Genomic DNA, 21,907 nt, shown 5'->3' with positions numbered 1-21,907 from the left:
GTAATCAAAAGGGAAAATTATTTTTTCTCTTTCTTTTCCATTTCAGCTTTTAAGCCGGCTAAGATATCATTGTTATCTCCTAAAGTTTGAGCCGGAGCATTGTTAGTAGAAGCTACAGTTTCGTTAGAAGCTTTTACGTTTTTCTCCTCTTCTTCTCTGAAGATTGCGGTATGAGAAGCTACTACTCTTTTGAATTCTTTGTTGAACTCAATTACTTTGAATTGTGCTTCTTCACCTTTTTTCAATTTTTTACCGTCTTCTTTTTCTAAGTGACGAGTTGGAATAAATGCAACTACATCATCTCCGAAATCTACAGTAGCACCTTTATCAACAATCTCAGCGATAGTTCCGGTGTGGATAGTTCCTACAGCGAAAGCATCTTCATGTTTGTCCCAAGGGTTTTCAGTAGTTTGTTTGTGACCTAAAGATAACTTACGGCCTTCAACATCCAACTCTAATACTACTACGTCTAATTTGTCTCCTACGTTAACAAATTCAGATGGGTGTTTGATTTTCTTAGTCCAAGACAAGTCAGAGATGTACACTAAACCGTCGATTCCTTCTTCTAACTCAACGAAAATACCGAAGTTAGTAAAGTTTCTAACGATACCAGTGTGTTTAGAACCTACAGGATATTTAGAAGTAATGTCTGTCCATGGATCTTGAGTCAATTGTTTGATACCCAATGACATTTTGCGATCGTCTCTGTCTAAAGTTAAGATAACTGCTTCAACAACATCGCCTACTTTTACGAAATCTTGAGCACTTCTTAAGTGAGTTGACCAAGACATTTCAGAAACGTGGATCAAACCTTCAACACCTTCAGCTACTTCAATGAAAGCACCGTAGTCAGCAATAACTACTACTTTACCTTTCACTTTGTCACCCACTTGTAAGTTAGCATCTAAAGCATCCCAAGGGTGAGCGTTTAATTGTTTTAAACCTAATTGGATTCTTGTTTTCTCATCATCAAAATCTAAGATAACCACGTTCAATTTTTGGTCTAATTCCAATACTTCACTTGGGTGATTAATTCTTGACCAAGACAAGTCAGTGATGTGGATTAATCCGTCAACACCTCCTAAATCGATGAACACACCGTAAGAAGTGATGTTTTTAACAACACCTTCTAATACTTGACCTTTTTCTAATTGACCGATGATTTCTTTTTTCTGAACTTCAATATCCGCTTCGATCAACGCTTTGTGTGATACTACAACGTTTTTGAATTCGTGGTTGATTTTTACCACTTTGAATTCCATCATTTTGTTCACGTATACATCGTAATCACGGATTGGTTTCACATCAATTTGTGAACCCGGTAAGAACGCCTCGATTCCGAATACGTCAACGATCATTCCACCTTTAGTTCTGCATTTAACAAAACCTTGAACGATTTCACCGCTTTCGTTAGCAGCGATCACACGATCCCATGATTTGATAGTTCTTGCTTTTCTGTGTGACAATACCAATTGACCTGTTTTGTCCTCACGAACGTCAATTAATACCTCAACTTTGTCTCCTACTTTTAAGTTAGGATTGTAACGGAACTCATTCAAAGAAATAACTCCTTCAGATTTCGCGTTAATGTCAACAATAGCGTCTCTTTCAGTAATTCTTACTACTACACCTTCTACTACTTCTTCTTGGTCAGTTGAGATGAAAGTTTTAGTTACTAAATCTTCAAACTCTTGCAAGTTTTTCTCATCTACCGCGTCAATACCTTCGGCATAGTTGTGCCAGTTAAATTCATTTAAAAACGCTTCTTGTTCTTTGTTTAATACAGCCATGCTGATAAAAAATTTGTATGCTATGTTGCCAGAGTTTCTTGATGCGAACACAAACACAGCAGTGTTAGTTTTTAATTGGTAATCCCTAATGGAAACTCTACTCCGCCAAAAGGTGTGCAAAATTAAGCATAATTTCTTAATTACAAAACAATTACCTCGGAAAAAACAACTGATGCTCGTTTGATTTTCAGGAGCAAATGGCTCGGGCTTTCTTGGTTTCCGTTTTCCTGCCATCCGCGCTACATGGTAGCTCGCTCCTGCCAGGGCTAGACGGAATTCGCATCGCATTCTTGGCTACAAAAAACCCTGTCAGCGTTTGAAACGCTGACAGGGTTAAGAAGGTATAATGATTTTAATGACTCACATTCGCCACCGCATTCGGATCGTGTTTGTGTTTGAATAGCACTGCAAACAATAAGGCAATCACTAATGAGTAAGCCGCAAAAGCCAACCAGATGTTGTGCCAATCTCTGGCACCATCATGGGTAAAGAATTTGTCTATTGCCCAACCCGAAGTAAAACTTCCCAAAACAGCTCCAAAGCCATTGGTCATCATCATAAACAACCCTTGGGCCGAAGAACGAATCTTGGCATTGGTAGACGTTTCCACGAATAACGACCCGGAAATATTGAAGAAATCAAACGCCATACCGTAAACAATACACGACATGATAATCATCCACAAACCATCGGTTGGATTTCCGTAAGCAAACAAGCCAAAACGTAACACCCAAGCCAACATCGAAATCAACATCACTTGCTTGATGCCGAATCGTTTCAAGAAAAACGGAATTGCCAAAATGAACAGGGTTTCAGATACCTGAGAAATCGACATTATAATAGTAGAATATTTCACCACAAACGAATCGGCATATTCCGGTACGTTTTTAAACTCATCTAAAAACACATCGCCATAGGCGTTGGTCAACTGCAAAGCACCACCCAAAAACATCGAGAAGATGAAAAACAATGCCATTTTATAAGTTCCGAACAATTTAAAGGCTTCCAATCCTAAAGATTCCACAAACGAAGCTTTCTCGCTTTTAGTGTGCTGTGGCTTACATTGTGGTAAAGTAAAAGCGTACAATCCCAACAATACAGCGGCGATTCCAGCTATGTAAAACTGATAAGCTGTTGCTTTGTTTCCGGTCAAATTCGTCAGCCACATGGCCGCAATAAAACCAATGGTTCCCCAAACGCGAATAGGCGGAAAATCTTTCACCACATCGCTGTCGGCACTATTTTTCAAAGCCGTGTATGAAATGGAATTAGAAAGTGCAATGGTTGGCATATAGCAACACATCGCTACCAACATCACGTAAATAAAGTTTTCCGGTGTAGTAACTTGCGGCAAATAAAATAAAACTAAAGCGTAAAGTATATGTAAAATCCCGTAAAGTCGTTCCGCATTCACCCAACGATCGGCTATGATCCCGGTTAGAGTCGGCATAAACAAAGAGGCAATTCCCATCGTTCCGAATACCAATCCGAATTGGGTTCCATCCCATTGTTTAGTGCCAAACCAAAAGTTGGCAATGGTAATAAGCCAAGCACCCCAAACAAAGAACTGAAAGAAGTTCATGGCGATTAATCTGTTTTTTATACTCATCATAAATAGTTGGTTTTGGTTGTAAAAAAATAACCCGTAAATCTACTATTTAAATTGAGAAAACCAAAAAAATGCTGTGAAATGATGTGTCATTTCGAGGTACGAGAAATCACATCCTGTTGATTTGAGTCGTTTAATGAGATTTCTCCCTATGGTCGAAATGACAATATTACGATCAATCAGGATTTTATCTCTTTCGCCACTAATTCGAGAACCGCTTCAAATTGTTCCTCTCGGGTAAGTGCGGAATTGTCAATCTCGATAGCACCATCAGCCATTACCAAAGGAGAATCTTCGCGGTGGGTATCAATGTGGTCGCGTTCTTCCACGTTTTTCAGTACAGCTTCAAAAGATACGTCTTGTCCCTTAGCTTGTAATTCGTCGTAGCGGCGACGGGCTCTGGTTTCAGGACTGGCCGTCATGAATACTTTAAGTTCGGCATCGGGAAATACCACTGTTCCAATGTCGCGGCCGTCCATTACAATGCCTTTGTCTTTGCCCATTTGTTGTTGTTGTTCGACCAATTTGGCTCTGACTTCCGATACCTCAGCAATCTTGCTGACATATCCGGAAACTTCTATGGTACGGATTTCCTTTTCGACATTCACGCCATTCAAATACATTTCTGCAAAACCCAAATCGGGATTGAACTCAAAATGTAATTTGATAAACGGCAAACTGTTGATTAAGGTTTGTTTGTCGAAAAAATCGGGACCAATGCAACCGTTCTGCATAGCAAAATAAGTCACCGCACGGTACATTGCTCCTGAATCAACATAAACATATCCTAAGTGTTTGGCCAATTGTTTGGCTAAAGTGCTTTTTCCGGTGGAGGAAAATCCGTCGATGGCTATGGTAATTTTTTTACTCACTGTTTTATTTTTTTTGCTGTTCGTGAACCTCAATTTTTAATATCGGTTCCCCGAAAAATCTATCGTCAATCCAAATAAGCTGGTATTGGCCGCCAATGTATATCTCGAATACGAATAATTAAATTTCAAGTTATTGATTTTTAAGCCAAAACCTACCGACAAACCGGAAAAATTTCGCTGCTCTAAAATACGCAATTCTTCAGCTCTACGGAAATTATACCCTAAGCGAATGTTGAACCCTTTGTCTGGAAACAATTCGGCACCCACAATCACATGGCGTAATGCGTTGTTAAAGAACGATACTTTTTCAGGTGTTGAACCGCCGTCCAAATTCCCTTCTGCTCTATTCGGATTGGCAAAAGCAATTTGCCATTGTTGCATGTTTTCTAAGGTCAAATGCCAACGAATCGGGACATTTTCCATCAACTGAGAAACTCCGATTAACACTTCCAAAGGCAACTTTTCTCGTGTTTCGGCATAAGGTGTAATTTGGGTTCCGATATTTCTGATGGCTATAGCCCAATTGACATCGTTACGGGTATCAATAAATAAAGCACCAATATCGACAGCTGCTCCAAACGAATTGTAGCTTTCCAAAGACGAAGAAATCAGCTTGGCATTGGCACCAATATAAAAATCAGTAAATGGTATATTATAGGCATAACCAAAACTTAGCGCGATTTCGCTACCGGTAAAGCTGGACGTTTGTTGGCCATTCTCGTCGTAGCCGTCAAACTTACCATAATTCACATAGTTCACACCGCCGAAAAAAGTTTGCACATGACGGTCGTAAGTATAGGCATAAGAAGCCGTTCCGTAAGTCACTTCGCCAAAATAACTTCCGTAATTAAGCGACAATTTGTTGTCCATTTCCGCATTAATACAAGCCGGATTAAAATGCGCTTGGTTAACATCTTGGTCGTAAAATGTAATCACTTTACCACCAATAGCGGCTTGACGTGGCGAAGTAACCAAGTTTAGAAATTGGTATACCGATTGACCGCCAACTTGTCCGAAACCGACCAAACCGACGAGGCAAAAAGCAATACAAATTGTGTTTCTAAACATTCAAATTAACTTAAGGCAATTACTATAACGGAGATGCGAAGATATTATTTTATCTCGGAGGAAAAAAGTTAATAAAAAAGGCATGAGCGTTGGTAAAACTCATGCCTTATAATAATCTAAAAATGACTTACAGCTTTTTGGCATTTTTGACCTTTTGTTGGGTCAAGGCAATGGCAACAACCTCTTTCATTTCTTTAACGTAATGGAATGTCAAGCCTTCTAAATATTCCGATTTAATTTCCTCAATATCACTTTTGTTTTCGTGGCAAAGGATAATCTCTTTGATGTTTGCTCTTTTGGCGGCCAAAATCTTTTCTTTGATTCCGCCCACTGGTAAGACTTTACCGCGCAGGGTAATTTCTCCTGTCATGGCCAAGTCTTTTTTAACTTTTCGTTGCGTATACAAAGAAACTAATGACGTCAGCATTGCAATTCCGGCACTTGGTCCATCTTTCGGGGTTGCTCCTTCCGGCACGTGCAAGTGAATATTGTATTTGCCGATAATCTCTGGATCGATTCCGAAAAGTTCTGCATTGGCCTTAATGTATTCCATAGCAATCGTAGCCGATTCTTTCATGACCGTTCCGAGATTTCCGGTAAGTGTTAAAGCTCCTTTACCCGGAGAAATTAAGGACTCGATAAATAAAATATCACCACCAACTGAAGTCCATGCCAAACCGGTAACTACTCCGGCCACATCATTATTTTCCGACTTGTCACGGGTTAACTTTGGTGCGCCTAAAATGGCTACTATATCTTCATCGGTTACTTTTTTATTATACTCTTCTTCCATGGCGACCGATTTGGCTGCATTTCGAATAACTTGTGCTATTTTAGCTTCCAAGCTACGAACGCCTGATTCACGGGTATAACCTTCTACAATTTTCTCCAACTGTTTTTTACCAATGGATAAATCTTTAGTGGTTAATCCGTGCTCTTTTAATTGTTTCGGCAATAAGTGTTGGCGAGCAATTTCAATTTTTTCTTCGATGGTATAACCTGTCATTTTAATCACTTCCATACGGTCTTTCAAAGCCGGCTGTATGGTAGCCATATTATTGGAAGTAGCGATAAACATGACCTTCGACAAGTCGTAACCCATTTCCAAAAAGTTATCGTAGAACTCTTTGTTTTGTTCCGGATCCAATACTTCCAATAAAGCCGATGACGGATCGCCTTGGTGACTGCTCGACAATTTATCGATTTCATCCAACACAAATACCGGATTGGACGTACCGGCTTTTTTCAAACTTTGGATAATTCTGCCCGGCATGGCACCGATATAGGTTTTACGATGACCACGAATTTCTGCTTCGTCTCTCAATCCTCCTAACGAAATACGCACGTATTCTCTGCCCAAAGCTTCTGCTATCGATTTACCGATGGAGGTTTTACCCACGCCCGGAGGTCCGGTTAAGCAAATGATAGGCGATTTCATATCGTTGCGCAATTTGAGTACGGCCAAATGTTCGATGATGCGTTTTTTGACATCTTCCAAGCCAAAATGATCGCGGTCTAATATTTTTTGAGCCCGTTTTAAGTCGAAATTGTCTTGAGAATATTCGTTCCAAGGCAATTCTAAAAACAACTCTAAATAGTTTCTTTGAATACCAAAATCGGGAGCTTGCGGATTCATGCGTTGCAACTTCGAGACTTCTTTCTCGAAATGCTTACCTGTCTTTTCGTCCCATTTTTTGGTCTTGGCCTTCTGACGCATTTCTTCGATTTCCTGTTCATAGGAAACGCCACCCAATTCTTCCTGAATGGTTTTCATTTGTTGGTGGAGGAAATATTCGCGTTGTTGCTGGTCGAGGTCGAATCGAACTTTCGATTGGATATCGTTTTTCAATTCTAACTTTTGCAACTCTATGTTCATATAACGCAAGGTTTCCATCGCTCTGTCCTTCAATACGTTTATTGTCAGCAAATCTTGTTTCTCCTTCACAGTAAGATTCATATTGGAAGAAACAAAATTGATTAGGAACGATTGGCTTTCGATGTTTTTGATGGCGAAAGTCGCTTCAGTCGGAATGTTCGGGCTTTCCTTTATAATTTCGATGGCCAATTCTCGGATAGAATCAACTATAGCTTGGAATTCTGAATCATTTTTTTTGGGACGTTTTTCTTCAACTTCTTTGATAACAGCTTTCAAGTAAGGTGTTTCGGCTGTTACGGTGTCGATTTCAAAGCGCTTTTTGCCTTGCAGAATAACCGTTACATTACCATCAGGCATTTTTAAAACACGTAGAATTTGTGCTACTGTTCCGATGGTATGAATATCATTTTTGGTTGGATCTTCGACCTCTTCATTTTTTTGCGCTACCACACCGATAATTTTGTTTCCGGCATTGGCGTCGTTGATGAGTTTAATCGATTTATCTCTTCCTGCTGTAATCGGAATTACAACACCCGGAAATAAAACGGTATTACGCAAGGGCAAAATAGGCAGTGAGTTGGGCAACTCTTCTTTATTCATTTCCTCTTCGTCTTCCGGTGTTAGTAACGGAATCAAATCGGTTTCGGCATCGAACTCCTGCAATGACAGATTGTCTAGTGTTAAAATATTGTGATTTCGCATGTGGCGTTTAATTTAGTCAAATTGACATTAAAAAAATAATGATACACAAAGGTAAAACATCTTTAAGTAGCTGAAAATTAATCATTATTCATTAACATATCATTAATACCAAAAACGATTAATTAACAAGACAGATACTCTACTGCTGTGACAAGTCAATGACTATGCCACAAAAAAAATCCGCCAAATTGACGGATTTGATATCAGTAAAGAAGTAAAATTAATTATATTCTACATCAAAGGAACCTTGACTGATTGTTTTGGTTTCAGAGGTAGTGAAATTTTGCACAACCATAGAGAAAGTACCCGATATTCTGGTGGCTGTTTTTGTAGTAATTGTAACCGAACCGGATTGTGCGGTATACAATACATCATTAATCACAGAACTACCATTTACTTGTTCCCCAAAAGGGCCAGTAATCTGATAAGTTCCAACAGACAAGCTACTCACAATGTTTAATCCGACAGTATCACCATTGTCTTTAGAGCCTACTACACTAATTTGATTCGGCATACCGGTAACTTGAGTAATTAATGCTCCATCTATTTGGTCTTCTACAAACTCTACACCGTCAACTTTAGCATAAAAAGTATCGCCGCTTGGGGCAGGACCATCAGTTGTAAAAGGAATATTTTCAAACACTCCGTTGTTAAAAACAGTAGGAAGGATATTGGTAACAGTAGTATCTGACCAATAACCCGTAAAATTGAAAGTTCCTGAAATGGTATTGTTTTGAGTATTAATTTCTGTTATAGTAATGGATCCTGTATCGGTTGAACCATTATTGATATCTAAACTCCAGTAACCGTATTCCGAGTTGGCCGGTGTATAAGCTAAAATATTTTCGTTTGCAGGATAAGTTCCGGTTGTAGTGCCTAATATTTGAAAAGCAAAAGCTTCACCACTTGTTCCTCTGGTACCTATTATAGTAATTAAACCGTTACTGATGTTGGCTTGAGCGGCCGAAGCATTCCATGTACTCCCACTAAAATCAGCTTTAAAAACAATTGGTCCGCCATTGTTACCACCACCACCAAAATTATCCAAATCGAGAGCCGGATCAATAGGCTCATTGTCACAAGAAGTAAAGGTGAAAGCGGCTAGGATAAAGAATATCCCGGTTAAAAATTTTATATTTTTCATTTTGATTGGGTAAATTTTTTCCAAATATAATTGATTTATTTATTTCTCAAGGCATTTTTAGGAACTCTAAACAACAGAATTAAGCCAATGATAAAAAAAGCGCCCAAAAACACTATGGCATTTCGCATACTGCCGGTGATTTGGTCTATGATTCCGTAAATCGACATTCCGATTACAATACCGACTTTCTCAGTAACATCATAAAAACTAAAGAACGAAGTAGTGTCTTTGGTGTCGGGCAATAGTTTCGAATAAGTAGAGCGAGCTAGCGATTGAATACCACCCATAACTAAACCAACAAAACCGGCCGTAGTGTAAAATTCTACCGGTGTCTCCACAAAGTAAGCAAAAGCACAAAGCACCGCCCAAAAAGCATTGAGAAAAATTAAAACATTTAAATTTCCGAATTTAGCGGAAGCTCTGGAAGTTAAAAAAGCACCCAAAACTGCTACCAACTGAATGACTAAAATACTAATGATTAAACCCATGGTTTTTTGACCCGGCGATTCCCAAGCAATCTCGGTAGCTCCGAAATAAGTGGCTACCAACATCACGGTTTGCACGGCCATAATGAAAACAAAATAGCTGTACAAATAGCGTTTCAAAGCCAAGTTTTCCTGTAATTGGTGCCAAACCAACTTCAACTCGCGAAACCCCTTGAAGATAAAATCTTTGGTTAATTTTACATTATTACGCGTTCCTTTCGGCAGATAATAATAAGTAATATGGCTGAAGCCAATCCACCAAACGCCTACGGTTAAAAATGAAATACGCATCGCCATCATACTGGCTTCTTCATCACTACCGCTGATACCAAATGTATGAGGAAACATAACCATGGCCAAATTGAAAATAAGCAATAAGGTACTTCCGATATAACCCATAGAAAATCCGCGTGCACTTACTTTATCTTGTTGTTCCGGATAGGCAATATCAGGCAAATAGGAATTGTAAAACACCAAACTCGACCAAAAGCCAATCAATCCGAAAAAATAAAATGTGTAACTCAAGAATAACTTATCCAAATCAAACCAATACAATCCGATACAAGACAAAGCGCCTAAATAACAAAAAAAGCGCAAAAATGCCTTCTTATTCCCAATATAATCGGCTATACCGGACAAAAACGGCGAAAAGAGCGCCACTATCAAAAAGGCAAAAGCCGTCACGAAACTAATCATAGCGGTATCTTTGCATTGCCAACCTAAAAAGGTCACATAATTTTTGCCGCTTTGCTTGAATATCATTTCATAAAAAATGGGAAAAACAGCCGAAGCGATAACCAAACTGTAAACAGAATTAGCCCAATCGTAAAATGCCCAAGCATTCAGTAATTTCGGATGACCTTTAGGAAGTGCTGTCATAATCTTGTTTTAAATAAAAAATCCTGTCTCATACAATTGAGACAGGATTCAAATATAAACTAATTTTATTATTTAAAGGTTACGCCGAATTTGGCGGCTTCCGCTTTAGCTTTCGGAATCAACTTTTTCAAATTGGCAATTCTGGTGGCATCCGAAGGGTGAGTGCTTAACAACTCGGCAGGTGCTGCACCTCCAGACTTGGCCGACATTCTTTCCCAAAAAGCCACCGAAGTTTCAGGATTGTAACCTGCAATAGCCATTAAAGTCAAACCAATTTCATCGGCTTCGGTTTCATGACTTCTGCTAAAAGGTAACATACCGCCTACTGTAGTTCCGATACCGTAAGCTTGCATTACTAAGGCTTGTGTTTCAGCACTTTTTCCGCCCACAGCCGCTTGTGCCACTCCGGCTCCTAATTGTTGGGCTAATCCGGCACTCATTCGCTGTTGACCGTGATTGGCTAAGGCATGGGCTACTTCATGTCCCATAACCGTTGCCATACCGGCTTCATCTTTACAAATAGGTAAAATGCCTGAATAGAAAACAATTTTTCCGCCTGGCATACACCATGCATTTACTTCTTTGTTATCAACCAGTTTGTATTCCCAAGCATAACCTTCCAATTCTCCTTGGGTACCTCTCGATTTCAAAAGTTTTTCGGCAGCGGCTCTGATTTTCATTCCAACGGTTTCTACTCGCTTGGCATCGGCTGTACCGGTAATTACCTTGTTCGTCTTTAAAAACTCGCCATACTGGCTAAAAGAAGAGGCGAAAATTTCAGAATTCGGCACTAAGGCCAAGGTTTTCTTCCCCGTTACCGGATTGGTAGCACAGGCAATTGCTATCAACACCAACAGCAAAAAGCCAAAAAAAAGTCCTTTTTTCATGTTTTAAATTTTGGTTTCACAAAGGTAAGAAAACCTACTTAACCTATAAGATGTAACACGGTAAAATCTTTATCAATTAAAAGGGAATTTTCACCGCTTAGAGACACTTTGTCGAGCGCAATTTTCTCGTTATCAACTTCCACTTTCTTGATTTTAAATGGTAGTCCTTTTAGATTAATTTTGAATTTAGTGTAAGTCGTTTCAAAAGTTCCTTCTTGGTGTTGCTGAATGATAAGTTCTTTTTCTTTACCGTTCAAATTGAAAGTTCGCAAGGAGAAACGACCTTTATTGTAATCATAACCGTCTTGTGCATCTTCGTAAACTGTCGATTTTTCTTTGCCTAGTTTATAGTAAACGTCCAAAATCAGTTCTTCAATTTGCTTTTCGCCTACATATTGTTGTACGGGATATTTAGGGATAATAGCGCCTTCTTTCACAAAAATCGGAATTTCATCGAATTGGGTATTCACCCATAACTCTTTTTTACCTTCCATCACTTCATTGGTCCAGAAGTTATACCAATTGCCTTTTGGCAAATACATACGACGCCCTAAAGCATTAGGTTCCAAAATCGGACACACTAAAATTTGGTTCCCGAAAATAAACTCATCGGTTCTGTAGTGCGTTTGAAAATCGTCCTGATCATAATACACTAAAGGCTTCAACATAGGAACACCTTCATTCACATACTGCCAAAACATGGTATACAAATAAGGTAACAACTGATAACGCAATTCCACAAATTTCCGAGTGATATCAATTACTTCATCGCCAAACGACCAAGGTTCTTGCTCACCGTGATCTCCGGATGAATGCGTTCTGCAAAACGGATGAAATACACCTAACTGTATCCAACGGGCATACAATTCGCCCGAAGGTTGTTCGGCAAAACCACCAATATCCGAGCCGGTAAAGCCCATACCGGAAATGGACATGCGTTGCATTTGAATGTTGGCAATCCACAAATGTTCCCAACTGGCCACATTGTCGCCGGTCCAAGAAGAAGTATAACGTTGCGCACCGGAATAAGCCGAACGCGTAATGATAAACGGTCGTTTCGGATAGGCAAATCGCTTCACGCCTTCATAAGTGGCACGTGCCATTTGGGTACCGTAAATATTATGCGCTTTGCGGTGACTGCAAGGATTGCCATCGTAATCATGACGCACGTCATTAGGGAAAGTTTTTCCCGGCACATCCATAACAGCAGGTTCGTTCATATCGTTCCAAACGCCTTTTACGCCTATTTCCGAAATTAATTCTTTGAATAAACCGGCCCACCATTCGCGGACTTCCGGGTTGGTATAATCCGGAAAATTACATTCGCCGGGCCAAACTTTGCCTTTCATAAACGGACCATCAGCTCGTTTACAGAAATAGTCGTTCTTCAACGCTTCTTGGTATACCCAATAGTCTTTATCAATTTTGATTCCCGGATCGATGATGACTACCGTTTTAAAACCGTCTTTAGCCAATTCGGCCACCATGCGTTTGGGTTCCGGAAAATACTCTTTGCTCCAAGTGAAGCAACGGAAACCTTCCATATAATCGATGTCCAAATATATGGCATCACATGGTATGCGCAACTCTCTGAATTTTCCGGTGATTTCTTTCACCTTACTTTCCGGATAATAACTCCATTTGCATTGGTGATAACCCAAAGTCCACATCGGCGGTAACTCAGGTTTTCCGGTTAAGTGCGTGTAATTCACAACCACATCACTCATTTTCGGACCGTAGAAAAAATAGTAGTTCATTTCACCACCTTCTGCCCAAAAACTGGTAACATTGCGACGCTCGTGACAAAAATCAAAAAACGTTCTGAAAGTATTGTCAAAGAAAATACCGTAAGCTTTGTGATGGTGTAAACCGATATAAAAAGGCACTACTTTGTAAAGCGGCTCTTGGTCTTTGTGGAAAGCATATTGGTCGGTAGCCCAATTCTCGACCCGTTTTCCCTTTAAGTTCAAGTGAGTAGCTTTGTCTCCTAATCCGTAGAAACTTTCGCCGTCTTTGGACACTTTACTCATCTTCACTATGTTGCCGCCGTGTTCGTAGCATTCTTCCCAATGGAAACCGAGTTCATCTTCCAAAATCGGAAAACCGTCAATGTCGTAAATCGAAATCTTCAAGTCTTTCTTTTGTACTCTGCAAAAAACTTTACTGGTTTTGATTTGATAAAACTCGGATTCTTCCGTAACCTCTAATTGGTTGTAACCATGCGATTGCGTTTTATCTATAGCATACGAAAAATCGTTGCTGAAATAACCTTTAGTGGTATATCTAAATCGAATTAAGCTATCGCGAAGTATGGTGATTTTTAAAATTACATTATTGTCCGTGTTGAAATAAATACTGTCAACATCTTGTTCGAAAGATACGATTTGCGATGGAAATTGGTCGCCTTTGTATTCCAGTTCTGTATTGGTAATCATAATGATTTTTTAGAGTCGAGTGCCAAATTTACAAAGATGATACTCAAATTTTTACAACAGTTTCAAGTAGTTTTTAACTACAACGTTTGCGGATAATAATAAAAAAGAAGTACCACGAATTACACGAATTTTATCCCATAAAATTGAGCCAATTCGTGTAATTCGTGGTCTAAAATAAATCTAAGAAATCTTAAAAACCGATACCCCTAAAGGCGGCAAAGTCAACTCCGCTGAAAACTCACGGAAATTCCAAGCTTGTTTATCAATTTTAATTGGTTTGACAGACATTACGCCACTTCCGCCGTATTCGGTGTTATCCGAATTGAAGACTTCAACTAACTTTCCTTGAGTAGGTAAGCCGATACGATAATTGTCATGTACGACCGGCGTAAAGTTGGCCACTACGATTAAATCGTTTTTCGGATTTACACCTTTTCGAATGTAAGCCAACACCGAGTTCTCGTTATCGGAATAATTAATCCATTCAAAACCATCGGCGTGGAATTGTTGCTCATACAAGGCCGGATGATTTTTGTACAACGCATTCAAATCGGTGATGCATTTTTTGATGCCTTGATGATAGCCAAACTGCAACAAATGCCAATCCAAACTGTTTTCAAAATTCCACTCACCACTTTGCCCGAATTCGGCGCCCATAAACAAAAGTTTTGTTCCCGGATGCGTAAACATATAGCCGTACAACAAGCGTAAATTAGCAAAACGTTGCCATTCATCTCCAGGCATTCTGCCCAAAATGGAATGTTTTCCATACACCACTTCATCATGCGAGAGCGGCAACATAAAATTTTCGGTAAACGCGTAGGTCATGGAAAACGTAATGTCGTTTTGGTGGTAACGTCGGTAAATCGGTTCTTTTTTAAAATACTGCAAGGTGTCGTGCATCCAACCCATCATCCATTTCATACCAAATCCGAGTCCGCCTATATACGTGGGACGAGAAACCATCGGGAAACTGGTACTTTCCTCTGCTATGGTTTGCACATCCGGAAATGCCGCATATACGGCTTCATTAAAATCTTTTAAGAAACTAATGGTATCCAAGTTTTCACGACCGCCATAAATGTTGGGTTCCCATTCGCCGTCTTTGCGGGAATAGTCTAAGTACAACATTGAAGCCACAGCATCTACGCGCAACCCATCGACATGGTATTGGTGCAACCAAAAAATAGCGTTGCTGATTAAGAATGAACGCACTTCATTGCGTCCGTAATTGAACACCAAACTCTTCCAATCGGGATGAAATCCTTTTCTTCTGTCGGGATGTTCGTATAAGTTGGAACCGTCAAAAAAGCCCAGTCCATGTGCATCTTCCGGAAAATGCGACGGCACCCAATCAAGGATAACGCCCACGCCAGCTTGGTGCAATTGATCCACCAACAACATAAAATCCTGTGGCTTCCCGAAACGGGAAGTAGGTGCAAAATAACCCACCAATTGGTAACCCCATGACGGATCATACGGGTATTCCATTACCGGCATAAACTCGACATGCGTAAAACCGGTTTCTTTGACGTAAGCCACTAATTCGTCTGCCATTTCTACATACGTCAGGAATTTGCCTTCGGCATTGCGGCGCCACGAGCCCAAATGGACTTCATACACCGAAAACGGCTTATCCAAACCATTTTTGTCTTTGCGGGTATCCATCCATTTTTTGTCCTTCCATTTGTACTCTAAGTCCCAAATAACTGAAGCAGTTTGCGGCGGATGCTCGCAAAACAAAGCAAACGGATCGGCTTTTTCGGTAATAATACCACCGTTGTTGGATTGGATTTTGTATTTGTAGCGTGTGCCTCTGTCGATACCGGGAATAAATCCTTCCCAAATGCCCGAGCCGTCCCAACGCACGTTGAGTTGGTGTTCGCCTTGTATCCAGTAATTAAAATCGCCTACTACCGAAACCGATCGCGCGGCCGGTGCCCAAACGGCAAAATACACGCCTTTCACACCATTGACTTCCGTTAGGTGTGCGCCCAGTTTTTCATATAATCGAAAATGCTTTCCGGCTTTGAACAAATCGATGTCGAAATCGGTAAAAAGCGAGTGTACTTGTACTTGGTTCATGTTGTTATTTTTATAGTTAATGGCACTTTTGCCGCTAATATCTACAGTGTCACCCTGAGCTTGTCGAAGGGTTTGAAGCGATTGGTCATCGCTTCCTTGTTATCCATATTCCCGCTTTCTGTGCTACGCGGTAGCACTGCCAATCGGGGCTAAATGGGTTTTGTATTGTATATCTTATGTTCTCGTTTACTCTGTACTGTCACCCTGAGCGCAGTCGAAGGGCTCTATTATTTGAACTTAAATCTAAATCCTCTAAAAAAATCAAGGTTTGTATTTATGATGTGTAGCGTTTCTACACTCGGCTAATGTTTCTATCATATCAAAGTCTCCTTTTATTAGGGCTTCCTTTTTTGCTTTAGACCATTTTTTCAACTTCTTTTCAAAATATATAGCTTGATTAGGTTCTGTAAAATCTTGATACCTTTCTAAATCCACAGGTCTTCGTTTAAAAGTATAAGCATTGGTTAATTTCCCATCATTGTGTTCATTTACTCTTTTTTCCAAATTATTTGTAATCCCAACATAAAGGGAATTATCACTACATCTGAGTATGTAAACATAATAAAATTTCATACTGTTTCACTTCAAGTTCCCTCGACTGCGCTCGGGATGACAAACCCTGCTTCTAATTGCAATATTCTTTTATCATATCTGCAGTTTTGCAGTTCTCAATAGTCAATATTTAATACTTAACAAAACTGTCTTCCGAACGTAATCGAAGATACTCAGCCCAATTCAAAACCCTAATAATTCATGATACTCTGTATGCCGCGCAACGGAATCACCGCCCAACGCGGACGAGAATTGAGTTCATAGCCGAGTTCGTACACCGCTTTTTCCAGCAGGCAGTACTTGAGTAAAAACTCAATTTCATGCGTATAACCTATATTCAAATTGCCCGATTGCGCTTTGTCGATATAGGTTTCCAAAAACGCACCAACAAAATAATGGAACAAGATTTCGGCCGCTTGGAACAACTGGTCTTGGTCGTACGGATATTTGTCTTTGTTATTGAAAATCGTGGCGTAAATGGCGTAATGGAACGAGCGGAACAAACCGGCTACATCTTTGAGCGGCGGTTGTTTCACTTTACGATCACGTATAGTGCTTTCGGGTTCGCCTTCAAAATCGAGGATGTAAAAATCGTCGCCGTTCACCAAAATTTGCCCCAAGTGATAATCGCCGTGGATGCGAATGCGCTCTGATTTCATTTTGGTCCAATCGAAATCGACAAAGTGTTTGCGGACGATTTTTTTGTTTTCCATAAACTGATGCGCGAGTTCGAGTGCCAGTCCGTCGAGTTTGTGCAAACTGTTTTCGATGATGTTCAATCGGTTTTGGAACTGATACAACATACGGTTTTTGAGCCAAACGGTGTAATCGCCGTTGTAAGTGGTTGGTGTGAATGCCGTGTCGTGTATATCGCCGCCTAACGCGATGTGCATTTCAGCCGTACGCTTGGCCAAGGTTTGCAAACGCAGGAACAAACTCAATCCAACCCAATCGATAATTTCCGGTGGAATATCATTAATCCTCATGCGTTTGAACATCGGAATATCAGGGAGTTTTTCAATCTTGATTTTTTTGTTTTTTAAGTTAGAAAAAACACCGTCGATTTCCTCAAGCATGAATTTCCAGGCATCGCCTTGATTCGGTACCAATTCCTGCATTAAACCTAAAGTAATGTTCCCTTCGGGCAATGCCAAATTGATACTTCCGGTATAAGCCGGTGAACTTTTAAAATGCATACGCTCGGTTAGGAAACGACTGATTTCGTAATCGGGGTTGGTACTCACATAAATGCGGCGGAAAATTTTGAGCACAAAAGCGTCATTGAAAATAATAGATGTATTGCTTTGTTCCAAGCCCATGAATTTGGACGACTTGTATTCTTTATCGTTAAACTGTGTGCCTTTGTGGAAAATCAACTTCAGTTCCGGATTTTCGGTGGCTTGCACGATGTTATCGAACAATAGTTTGCGGAAATCTTCCTGGTGCAAAGCATCCACCAAATAGCCTTCGATAGGGCCAAATTTAGCCGGCGAGATGATGGTACTCGTATCCAATTCGTCCGACGTCATGAAGGCCAACGGCATAAAATAATGTTGGTAAAACGCTTCCTTGAAATTCACTTCGAGCAAAACCCCGTAATAGGTATTTTTCTTAGACGTGATTTTAAAATGATCTACGACTTCGATATACTTTAACGTACTGGCTTTACCGCCATACCAACGTTTGTTGATGATGTAATTCTCGAGGATATCAGAAGCAAAGACTTTGATAAACTCCTCGTCGGTAAAGGCATTTTTCCACTCCGATTTGAACTTAAACGGATTGGCGAAGGTGTCTTGGTTAGCGTTTTCCATACGACTATTTGTAAATTTTAAACAAATGGAATGGCAAGGCCGGATGCAATTCCACGAAATTCCATTCTTTATCCCAATGGTAGCTGTTGCCGGTAATTAAATCGACCACTTTTACCGTTTGTCCGGAATGAATGCCCAACGAAGCCAACGGCAATTGTACCCAGGCTTGTTTAGCGTAATAAGGATCAAGGCTGCAAATCATTAGCGTTTCATCCTGTTTGGTATCGTCAAACTTGTAATAGGCTAAAATTTGGTCGTTGTCGGTAGCACAAAACTGGATGTTGTTGGTTTGTTGCAATGACGGTTGTTCACGGCGGATTTTATTGATTTTGGTAATAATGGCAATCAACTTATTTTGAATGCTCCAGTCCCAGTGGTAAAATTCGTATTTCTCGGAGTTGAAATATTCTTCTTTGCCCGGCATGGCTTCCGACACCATATACTCATAGACCGGTCCGTAAATCCCAACGCTGGAACTTAAGGTAGCCGCTAAGAAATATTTGTGCAAATAGATGCTCTCGTTACCGCTTTGGAGTGCGTATGGAAGAATATCCGGCGTGTTAGGCCAGAAATTAGGTCGGTAAAAATCGGCTTGCTCGGTTTTGGTTAATTCTTCTACATATTCGATTAATTCCGCTTTGGTGTTGCGCCAAGTAAAATAAGTATAGGATTGTGAGAAACCTTGCTTGGCCAACTCGTGCATGATTTTCGGACGTGTAAAGGCTTCGGCTAAGAAGAGTACATCAGGATATTTCTTTTTGACTTCGGCGATGAGCCAACCCCAAAAATAAAACGGTTTGGTATGCGGATTGTCCACACGGAAGACACGAATATCACATTCTTCTACCCAAAACAGTGCAACATCCAACAATTCTTTCCAGAGGTTTTTCCAATCGCCGGTTTCGAAGTAAATCGGCATAATGTCTTGGTATTTCTTGGGCGGATTTTCAGCATATTGTACCGTTCCGTCCGGGCGCCATTTGAACCATTGCGGAAACTCTTTCACATACGGATGATCCGGCGCAGCTTGAAGCGCATAATCCATAGCGACTTCAATCCCCAAACTTTTAGCGGTTTTCACTAATGATTTGAAATCATCTATCGTTCCCAATTCGGGATGCGTGGCTTTGTGTCCGCCATATTGAGAACCGATACCCCAAGGTGAACCCACATCTCCGGGCGCGGCGGTAGTCGCATTGTTTTTCCCTTTGCGATTGACTTCTCCTATCGGATGAATCGGCGGAAAATATAAGGTATCAAAACCCATAGCGGCTACTCTTGGTAATAACTTTTCACAATCCTTAAACGTACCGTGTTTTCCTTTTTCAGGCGAAGAAGAACGTGGGAAAAATTCGTACCAAGTACTGAACAAGGCTTTGGGACGATCGACATACACTTGCAGTTCGTGTGATTTATTAGCTAAAGTTCGCGTGGGATAAGCTTCAAAAATATGGTGTAACTCTTTGGATAATGCGATTTGAATAGCCTTGTCGTATAACTTCTCGTCTTGAAAAGCTTTGATGGCTTCGTTTAGGTATTTTTTTTCTGTAGCGGTTACTTCTTTTAGAATAGCTTCGCAATATTCAGCGCCTTCAAGCAATTCTGATTTGACATATTGATTGTCTTGGATTTTTCGCTCGGTACCGTGTTGCCAATTTAAGGCATAATCCACCCAAGCTTCTACGAAATACGAAAAGTGACCTTGTTTGTCGACTTTAAACTCGGCTTGCCACTCATCATTCCCTAATTCGGTCATGCGCACTTCTTGCCATTTTTTGGCTGATTCGTGTTTGAATTTGACGCAAGCCGCGATTACATCGTGACCATCGGCAAAGACATGGGCTTTCACCACCACCGATTGTCCAACAATTCGCTTGATATAAAAAGCACCCCCATCAAGCTGTGGCGTAACATTTTCAATAATTATCCGGGTTTGATTTTGCATTTTGACGTATATTTATGATGTTGAAATTTAACAAAATTTAAGTTAAGTTTTTAACCGTCCAAAAAATTATTGAAATGACAAAAAAGGCCCAAAAATCTAATCCATCATTGCAAATTCCGAAGTCAATTTTGTTTACTGCTAAAATATTAGAGAGAATTTCACCAAAATTAACCACTCTTTTTGCTGCCCGACTTTTTACCACACCAATCAAATACAAAATTCCGAAGCGCGAATGGCAGATGGAAGAACAAAGTCGGAAAACGAAGCTTTACATTCCTACCATACAAAAGAAAATTCAAGTGTATCACTATGGAGAAAGTAATAAAAAAGTACTGCTTGTTCATGGCTGGTCGGGACGCGGAACCCAATTGGTGAAAATTGCCGATGAGTTAGTAAAAATGGGTTACCAAACGGTGAGTTTTGATGCGCCGGCACATGGAAAGTCAGAAGGAAAAACGACCATTATGACCGAGTTTATTGCTTCCATTTTGGAATTGGAAAAACAATTCGGCCCTTTTGAGTTTGCTGTAGGTCACTCCTTGGGTGGCATGTCGATTTTAAATGCCATAAAGCAAAATCTTCAAGTAAAAAAAGCAGTGATTATTGGTAGTGGTGATATTATTCAAGACATCTTAGAAGATTTTGTCAAAAAATTAAAATTACCTATTAAATATGCTTCACTGTTGAAAGCTCATTTCGAAAAAAAATTCGGAGAACCGATGGAGCATTATTCTGCACACTTTGCAGCCCAGGAGGTTAAAATTCCGGTATTGGTCATACACGATCAAAACGATGCTGATGTTTCCGTCAAAGCAGCACATAACATCCATAAATATTTGGGAAAAAGTGAACTCATGATTACAGAACATTTAGGACATCGCAAAATTTTAGGAAATGAAGCCGTAATCCATAACATTACCACCTTTTTAAATTCTTAGAAGATGAATTTATTTGATTCGAATAGTTGGAACACAAAACTACAACCGGTCATTGATTTGTATCAAGGTAAAAAACACCCATTGGCCTATGAAAACTTATACCAATTGTTAGTTAACCCCACAAGCAAACTCACAACACCATGGAAGAAATTCCGCTATACTCATTAGTCATTTTTCCTAATTCTGAACAATCAGAACTGGTAAAATCGTACAAGCAATTGCTTAAAAATCATATTGGTTGGTTTGGTAGTGCCAATGCGAAAGCACATATAACCGTAATACAATTTGACAATGAATTCATGCTGAATCTTTATCTTGAACAAATAAGAGCATTTTGCAAAACAGTTATAGCTCAAAATGTGACTTTAAATGCATGGAATTCTTTTAGCGAAAAAACTTTTTTCATAGCTCCGGATAAAATTTCTCAGCAATATCTTGATAATCTTATCCTGAATTTACATCAATACTTAGGTTTCAAAGCTAAATCGGTAAACGCACATTTAAGTATAGCACGCGGACTTGATGCCGAAAAAATGAAGACAGCTTATGAATTGTTTCAAAATACTAAGGTGAATTTAGAATTTAATTGTGATGCTATTTACTTGAGAAGGTTTAACGAAGTAACTAAACAATATTCTGATATTATAGAAAAAATTAGTTTCGGAAAATAATCTAAACAAAAAATCCCATTCGTTAGAACAGGTTTTTACTTCGTCAGTTCGCTGCGCTCGGGTCAAAAAAGGCGGTGGCCCGAGGGCTTTGCCCGAACTGGCGAAGCACACCAGTCTACGACTGTGCGCCGCTCCGCTTAAAAACAAAAAACCCT

15 protein-coding genes are annotated in these 21,907 nt (G+C 39.9%); 2 read left to right on the top strand and 13 right to left on the bottom strand.

Annotation, left to right across the window (positions count from 1 at the left end; translation table 11 throughout):
* Nucleotides 1-17 precede the first annotated feature (17 nt).
* The 13 genes from rpsA to Q0M21_RS03340 all read right to left on the bottom strand — a co-directional run bounded on the left by rpsA (nucleotide 18) and on the right by Q0M21_RS03340 (nucleotide 20,143).
* Nucleotides 18-1,790 (bottom strand): 30S ribosomal protein S1, encoded by a 1,773-nt coding sequence (gene rpsA, locus Q0M21_RS03400; RefSeq protein ID WP_295334749.1) that lies wholly within the window; start codon nucleotides 1,788-1,790, stop codon nucleotides 18-20.
* A gap of 352 nt (nucleotides 1,791-2,142) precedes the next feature.
* Entirely contained in the window at nucleotides 2,143-3,399 is a 1,257-nt protein-coding gene (locus tag Q0M21_RS03395; RefSeq protein WP_295334813.1) for a nucleoside permease, read from the bottom strand.
* 179 nt (nucleotides 3,400-3,578) lie between these two features.
* Nucleotides 3,579-4,271 (bottom strand): (d)CMP kinase, encoded by a 693-nt coding sequence (cmk, locus tag Q0M21_RS03390; protein WP_295334747.1) that lies wholly within the window; start codon nucleotides 4,269-4,271, stop codon nucleotides 3,579-3,581.
* Nucleotides 4,272-4,307: 36 nt separating this feature from the next.
* Nucleotides 4,308-5,339, bottom strand: a complete 1,032-nt coding sequence (gene porQ / locus Q0M21_RS03385; protein ID WP_295334745.1) for a type IX secretion system protein PorQ — start codon at nucleotides 5,337-5,339, stop codon at nucleotides 4,308-4,310.
* A gap of 127 nt (nucleotides 5,340-5,466) precedes the next feature.
* Nucleotides 5,467-7,917 (bottom strand): endopeptidase La, encoded by a 2,451-nt coding sequence (gene lon, locus Q0M21_RS03380; RefSeq protein ID WP_295334743.1) that lies wholly within the window; start codon nucleotides 7,915-7,917, stop codon nucleotides 5,467-5,469.
* Between the two features lie 220 nt (nucleotides 7,918-8,137).
* Entirely contained in the window at nucleotides 8,138-9,061 is a 924-nt protein-coding gene (locus Q0M21_RS03375; protein ID WP_295334741.1) for a DUF6252 family protein, read from the bottom strand.
* Between the two features lie 35 nt (nucleotides 9,062-9,096).
* Nucleotides 9,097-10,425, bottom strand: coding sequence for an MFS transporter (locus Q0M21_RS03370; RefSeq protein ID WP_295334739.1), 1,329 nt, complete (start codon nucleotides 10,423-10,425; stop codon nucleotides 9,097-9,099).
* A 68-nt stretch (nucleotides 10,426-10,493) separates the two neighbouring features.
* The gene (locus Q0M21_RS03365) at nucleotides 10,494-11,312 is read right to left on the bottom strand and encodes a M48 family metallopeptidase (RefSeq protein ID WP_295334736.1); all 819 of its coding nucleotides are present in this window, start codon (nucleotides 11,310-11,312) and stop codon (nucleotides 10,494-10,496) included.
* A gap of 38 nt (nucleotides 11,313-11,350) precedes the next feature.
* Complete coding sequence (locus Q0M21_RS03360) at nucleotides 11,351-13,747, bottom strand: glycoside hydrolase family 31 protein (RefSeq protein WP_295334735.1); 2,397 nt, start codon at nucleotides 13,745-13,747, stop codon at nucleotides 11,351-11,353.
* 180 nt (nucleotides 13,748-13,927) lie between these two features.
* A complete protein-coding gene (gene glgB, locus Q0M21_RS03355; RefSeq protein WP_295334733.1) occupies nucleotides 13,928-15,832 on the bottom strand; it encodes a 1,4-alpha-glucan branching protein GlgB in 1,905 nt (634 codons plus the stop codon).
* Between the two features lie 261 nt (nucleotides 15,833-16,093).
* The gene (locus Q0M21_RS03350) at nucleotides 16,094-16,405 is read right to left on the bottom strand and encodes a GIY-YIG nuclease family protein (RefSeq protein WP_295334731.1); all 312 of its coding nucleotides are present in this window, start codon (nucleotides 16,403-16,405) and stop codon (nucleotides 16,094-16,096) included.
* 170 nt (nucleotides 16,406-16,575) lie between these two features.
* Nucleotides 16,576-18,198, bottom strand: a complete 1,623-nt coding sequence (locus Q0M21_RS03345) for a trehalose synthase (protein ID WP_295334729.1) — start codon at nucleotides 18,196-18,198, stop codon at nucleotides 16,576-16,578.
* A gap of 4 nt (nucleotides 18,199-18,202) precedes the next feature.
* Nucleotides 18,203-20,143: an alpha-1,4-glucan--maltose-1-phosphate maltosyltransferase gene (locus tag Q0M21_RS03340; protein ID WP_295334727.1), complete on the bottom strand. Its 1,941-nt coding sequence runs from the start codon at nucleotides 20,141-20,143 to the stop codon at nucleotides 18,203-18,205.
* 74 nt (nucleotides 20,144-20,217) lie between these two features.
* Between Q0M21_RS03340 and Q0M21_RS03335 the strand changes: the two genes are divergently transcribed.
* Nucleotides 20,218-21,081, top strand: coding sequence for an alpha/beta hydrolase (locus tag Q0M21_RS03335; RefSeq protein WP_295334724.1), 864 nt, complete (start codon nucleotides 20,218-20,220; stop codon nucleotides 21,079-21,081).
* Between the two features lie 140 nt (nucleotides 21,082-21,221).
* Complete coding sequence (locus Q0M21_RS03330; protein WP_295334717.1) at nucleotides 21,222-21,752, top strand: 2'-5' RNA ligase family protein; 531 nt, start codon at nucleotides 21,222-21,224, stop codon at nucleotides 21,750-21,752.
* The last annotated feature ends 155 nt before the right edge of the window (nucleotides 21,753-21,907 follow it).

The organism is Flavobacterium sp. (assembly GCF_024710485.1).
Taxonomy (GTDB): domain Bacteria; phylum Bacteroidota; class Bacteroidia; order Flavobacteriales; family Flavobacteriaceae; genus Flavobacterium.
The sequence above is the reverse complement of the archived record's forward strand: the minus strand, read 5'-3'. Positions and strand labels throughout refer to the sequence as shown.

What these genes read in the sequence shown, in the direction of transcription:
- lon (WP_295334743.1), bottom strand. Translation starts at nt 7,917, where the DNA reads ATGCGAAATCACAATATTTTAACACTAGACAATCTGTCATTGCAGGAG.
- Q0M21_RS03330 (WP_295334717.1), top strand. Translation starts at nt 21,222, where the DNA reads ATGGAAGAAATTCCGCTATACTCATTAGTCATTTTTCCTAATTCTGAA.
- Q0M21_RS03340 (WP_295334727.1), bottom strand. Translation starts at nt 20,143, where the DNA reads ATGCAAAATCAAACCCGGATAATTATTGAAAATGTTACGCCACAGCTT.
- Q0M21_RS03370 (WP_295334739.1), bottom strand. Translation starts at nt 10,425, where the DNA reads ATGACAGCACTTCCTAAAGGTCATCCGAAATTACTGAATGCTTGGGCA.
- Q0M21_RS03395 (WP_295334813.1), bottom strand. Translation starts at nt 3,399, where the DNA reads ATGAGTATAAAAAACAGATTAATCGCCATGAACTTCTTTCAGTTCTTT.
- Q0M21_RS03345 (WP_295334729.1), bottom strand. Translation starts at nt 18,198, where the DNA reads ATGGAAAACGCTAACCAAGACACCTTCGCCAATCCGTTTAAGTTCAAA.
- rpsA (WP_295334749.1), bottom strand. Translation starts at nt 1,790, where the DNA reads ATGGCTGTATTAAACAAAGAACAAGAAGCGTTTTTAAATGAATTTAAC.
- Q0M21_RS03365 (WP_295334736.1), bottom strand. Translation starts at nt 11,312, where the DNA reads ATGAAAAAAGGACTTTTTTTTGGCTTTTTGCTGTTGGTGTTGATAGCA.
- Q0M21_RS03360 (WP_295334735.1), bottom strand. Translation starts at nt 13,747, where the DNA reads ATGATTACCAATACAGAACTGGAATACAAAGGCGACCAATTTCCATCG.
- glgB (WP_295334733.1), bottom strand. Translation starts at nt 15,832, where the DNA reads ATGAACCAAGTACAAGTACACTCGCTTTTTACCGATTTCGACATCGAT.
- porQ (WP_295334745.1), bottom strand. Translation starts at nt 5,339, where the DNA reads ATGTTTAGAAACACAATTTGTATTGCTTTTTGCCTCGTCGGTTTGGTC.
- Q0M21_RS03350 (WP_295334731.1), bottom strand. Translation starts at nt 16,405, where the DNA reads ATGAAATTTTATTATGTTTACATACTCAGATGTAGTGATAATTCCCTT.
- Q0M21_RS03335 (WP_295334724.1), top strand. Translation starts at nt 20,218, where the DNA reads ATGACAAAAAAGGCCCAAAAATCTAATCCATCATTGCAAATTCCGAAG.
- Q0M21_RS03375 (WP_295334741.1), bottom strand. Translation starts at nt 9,061, where the DNA reads ATGAAAAATATAAAATTTTTAACCGGGATATTCTTTATCCTAGCCGCT.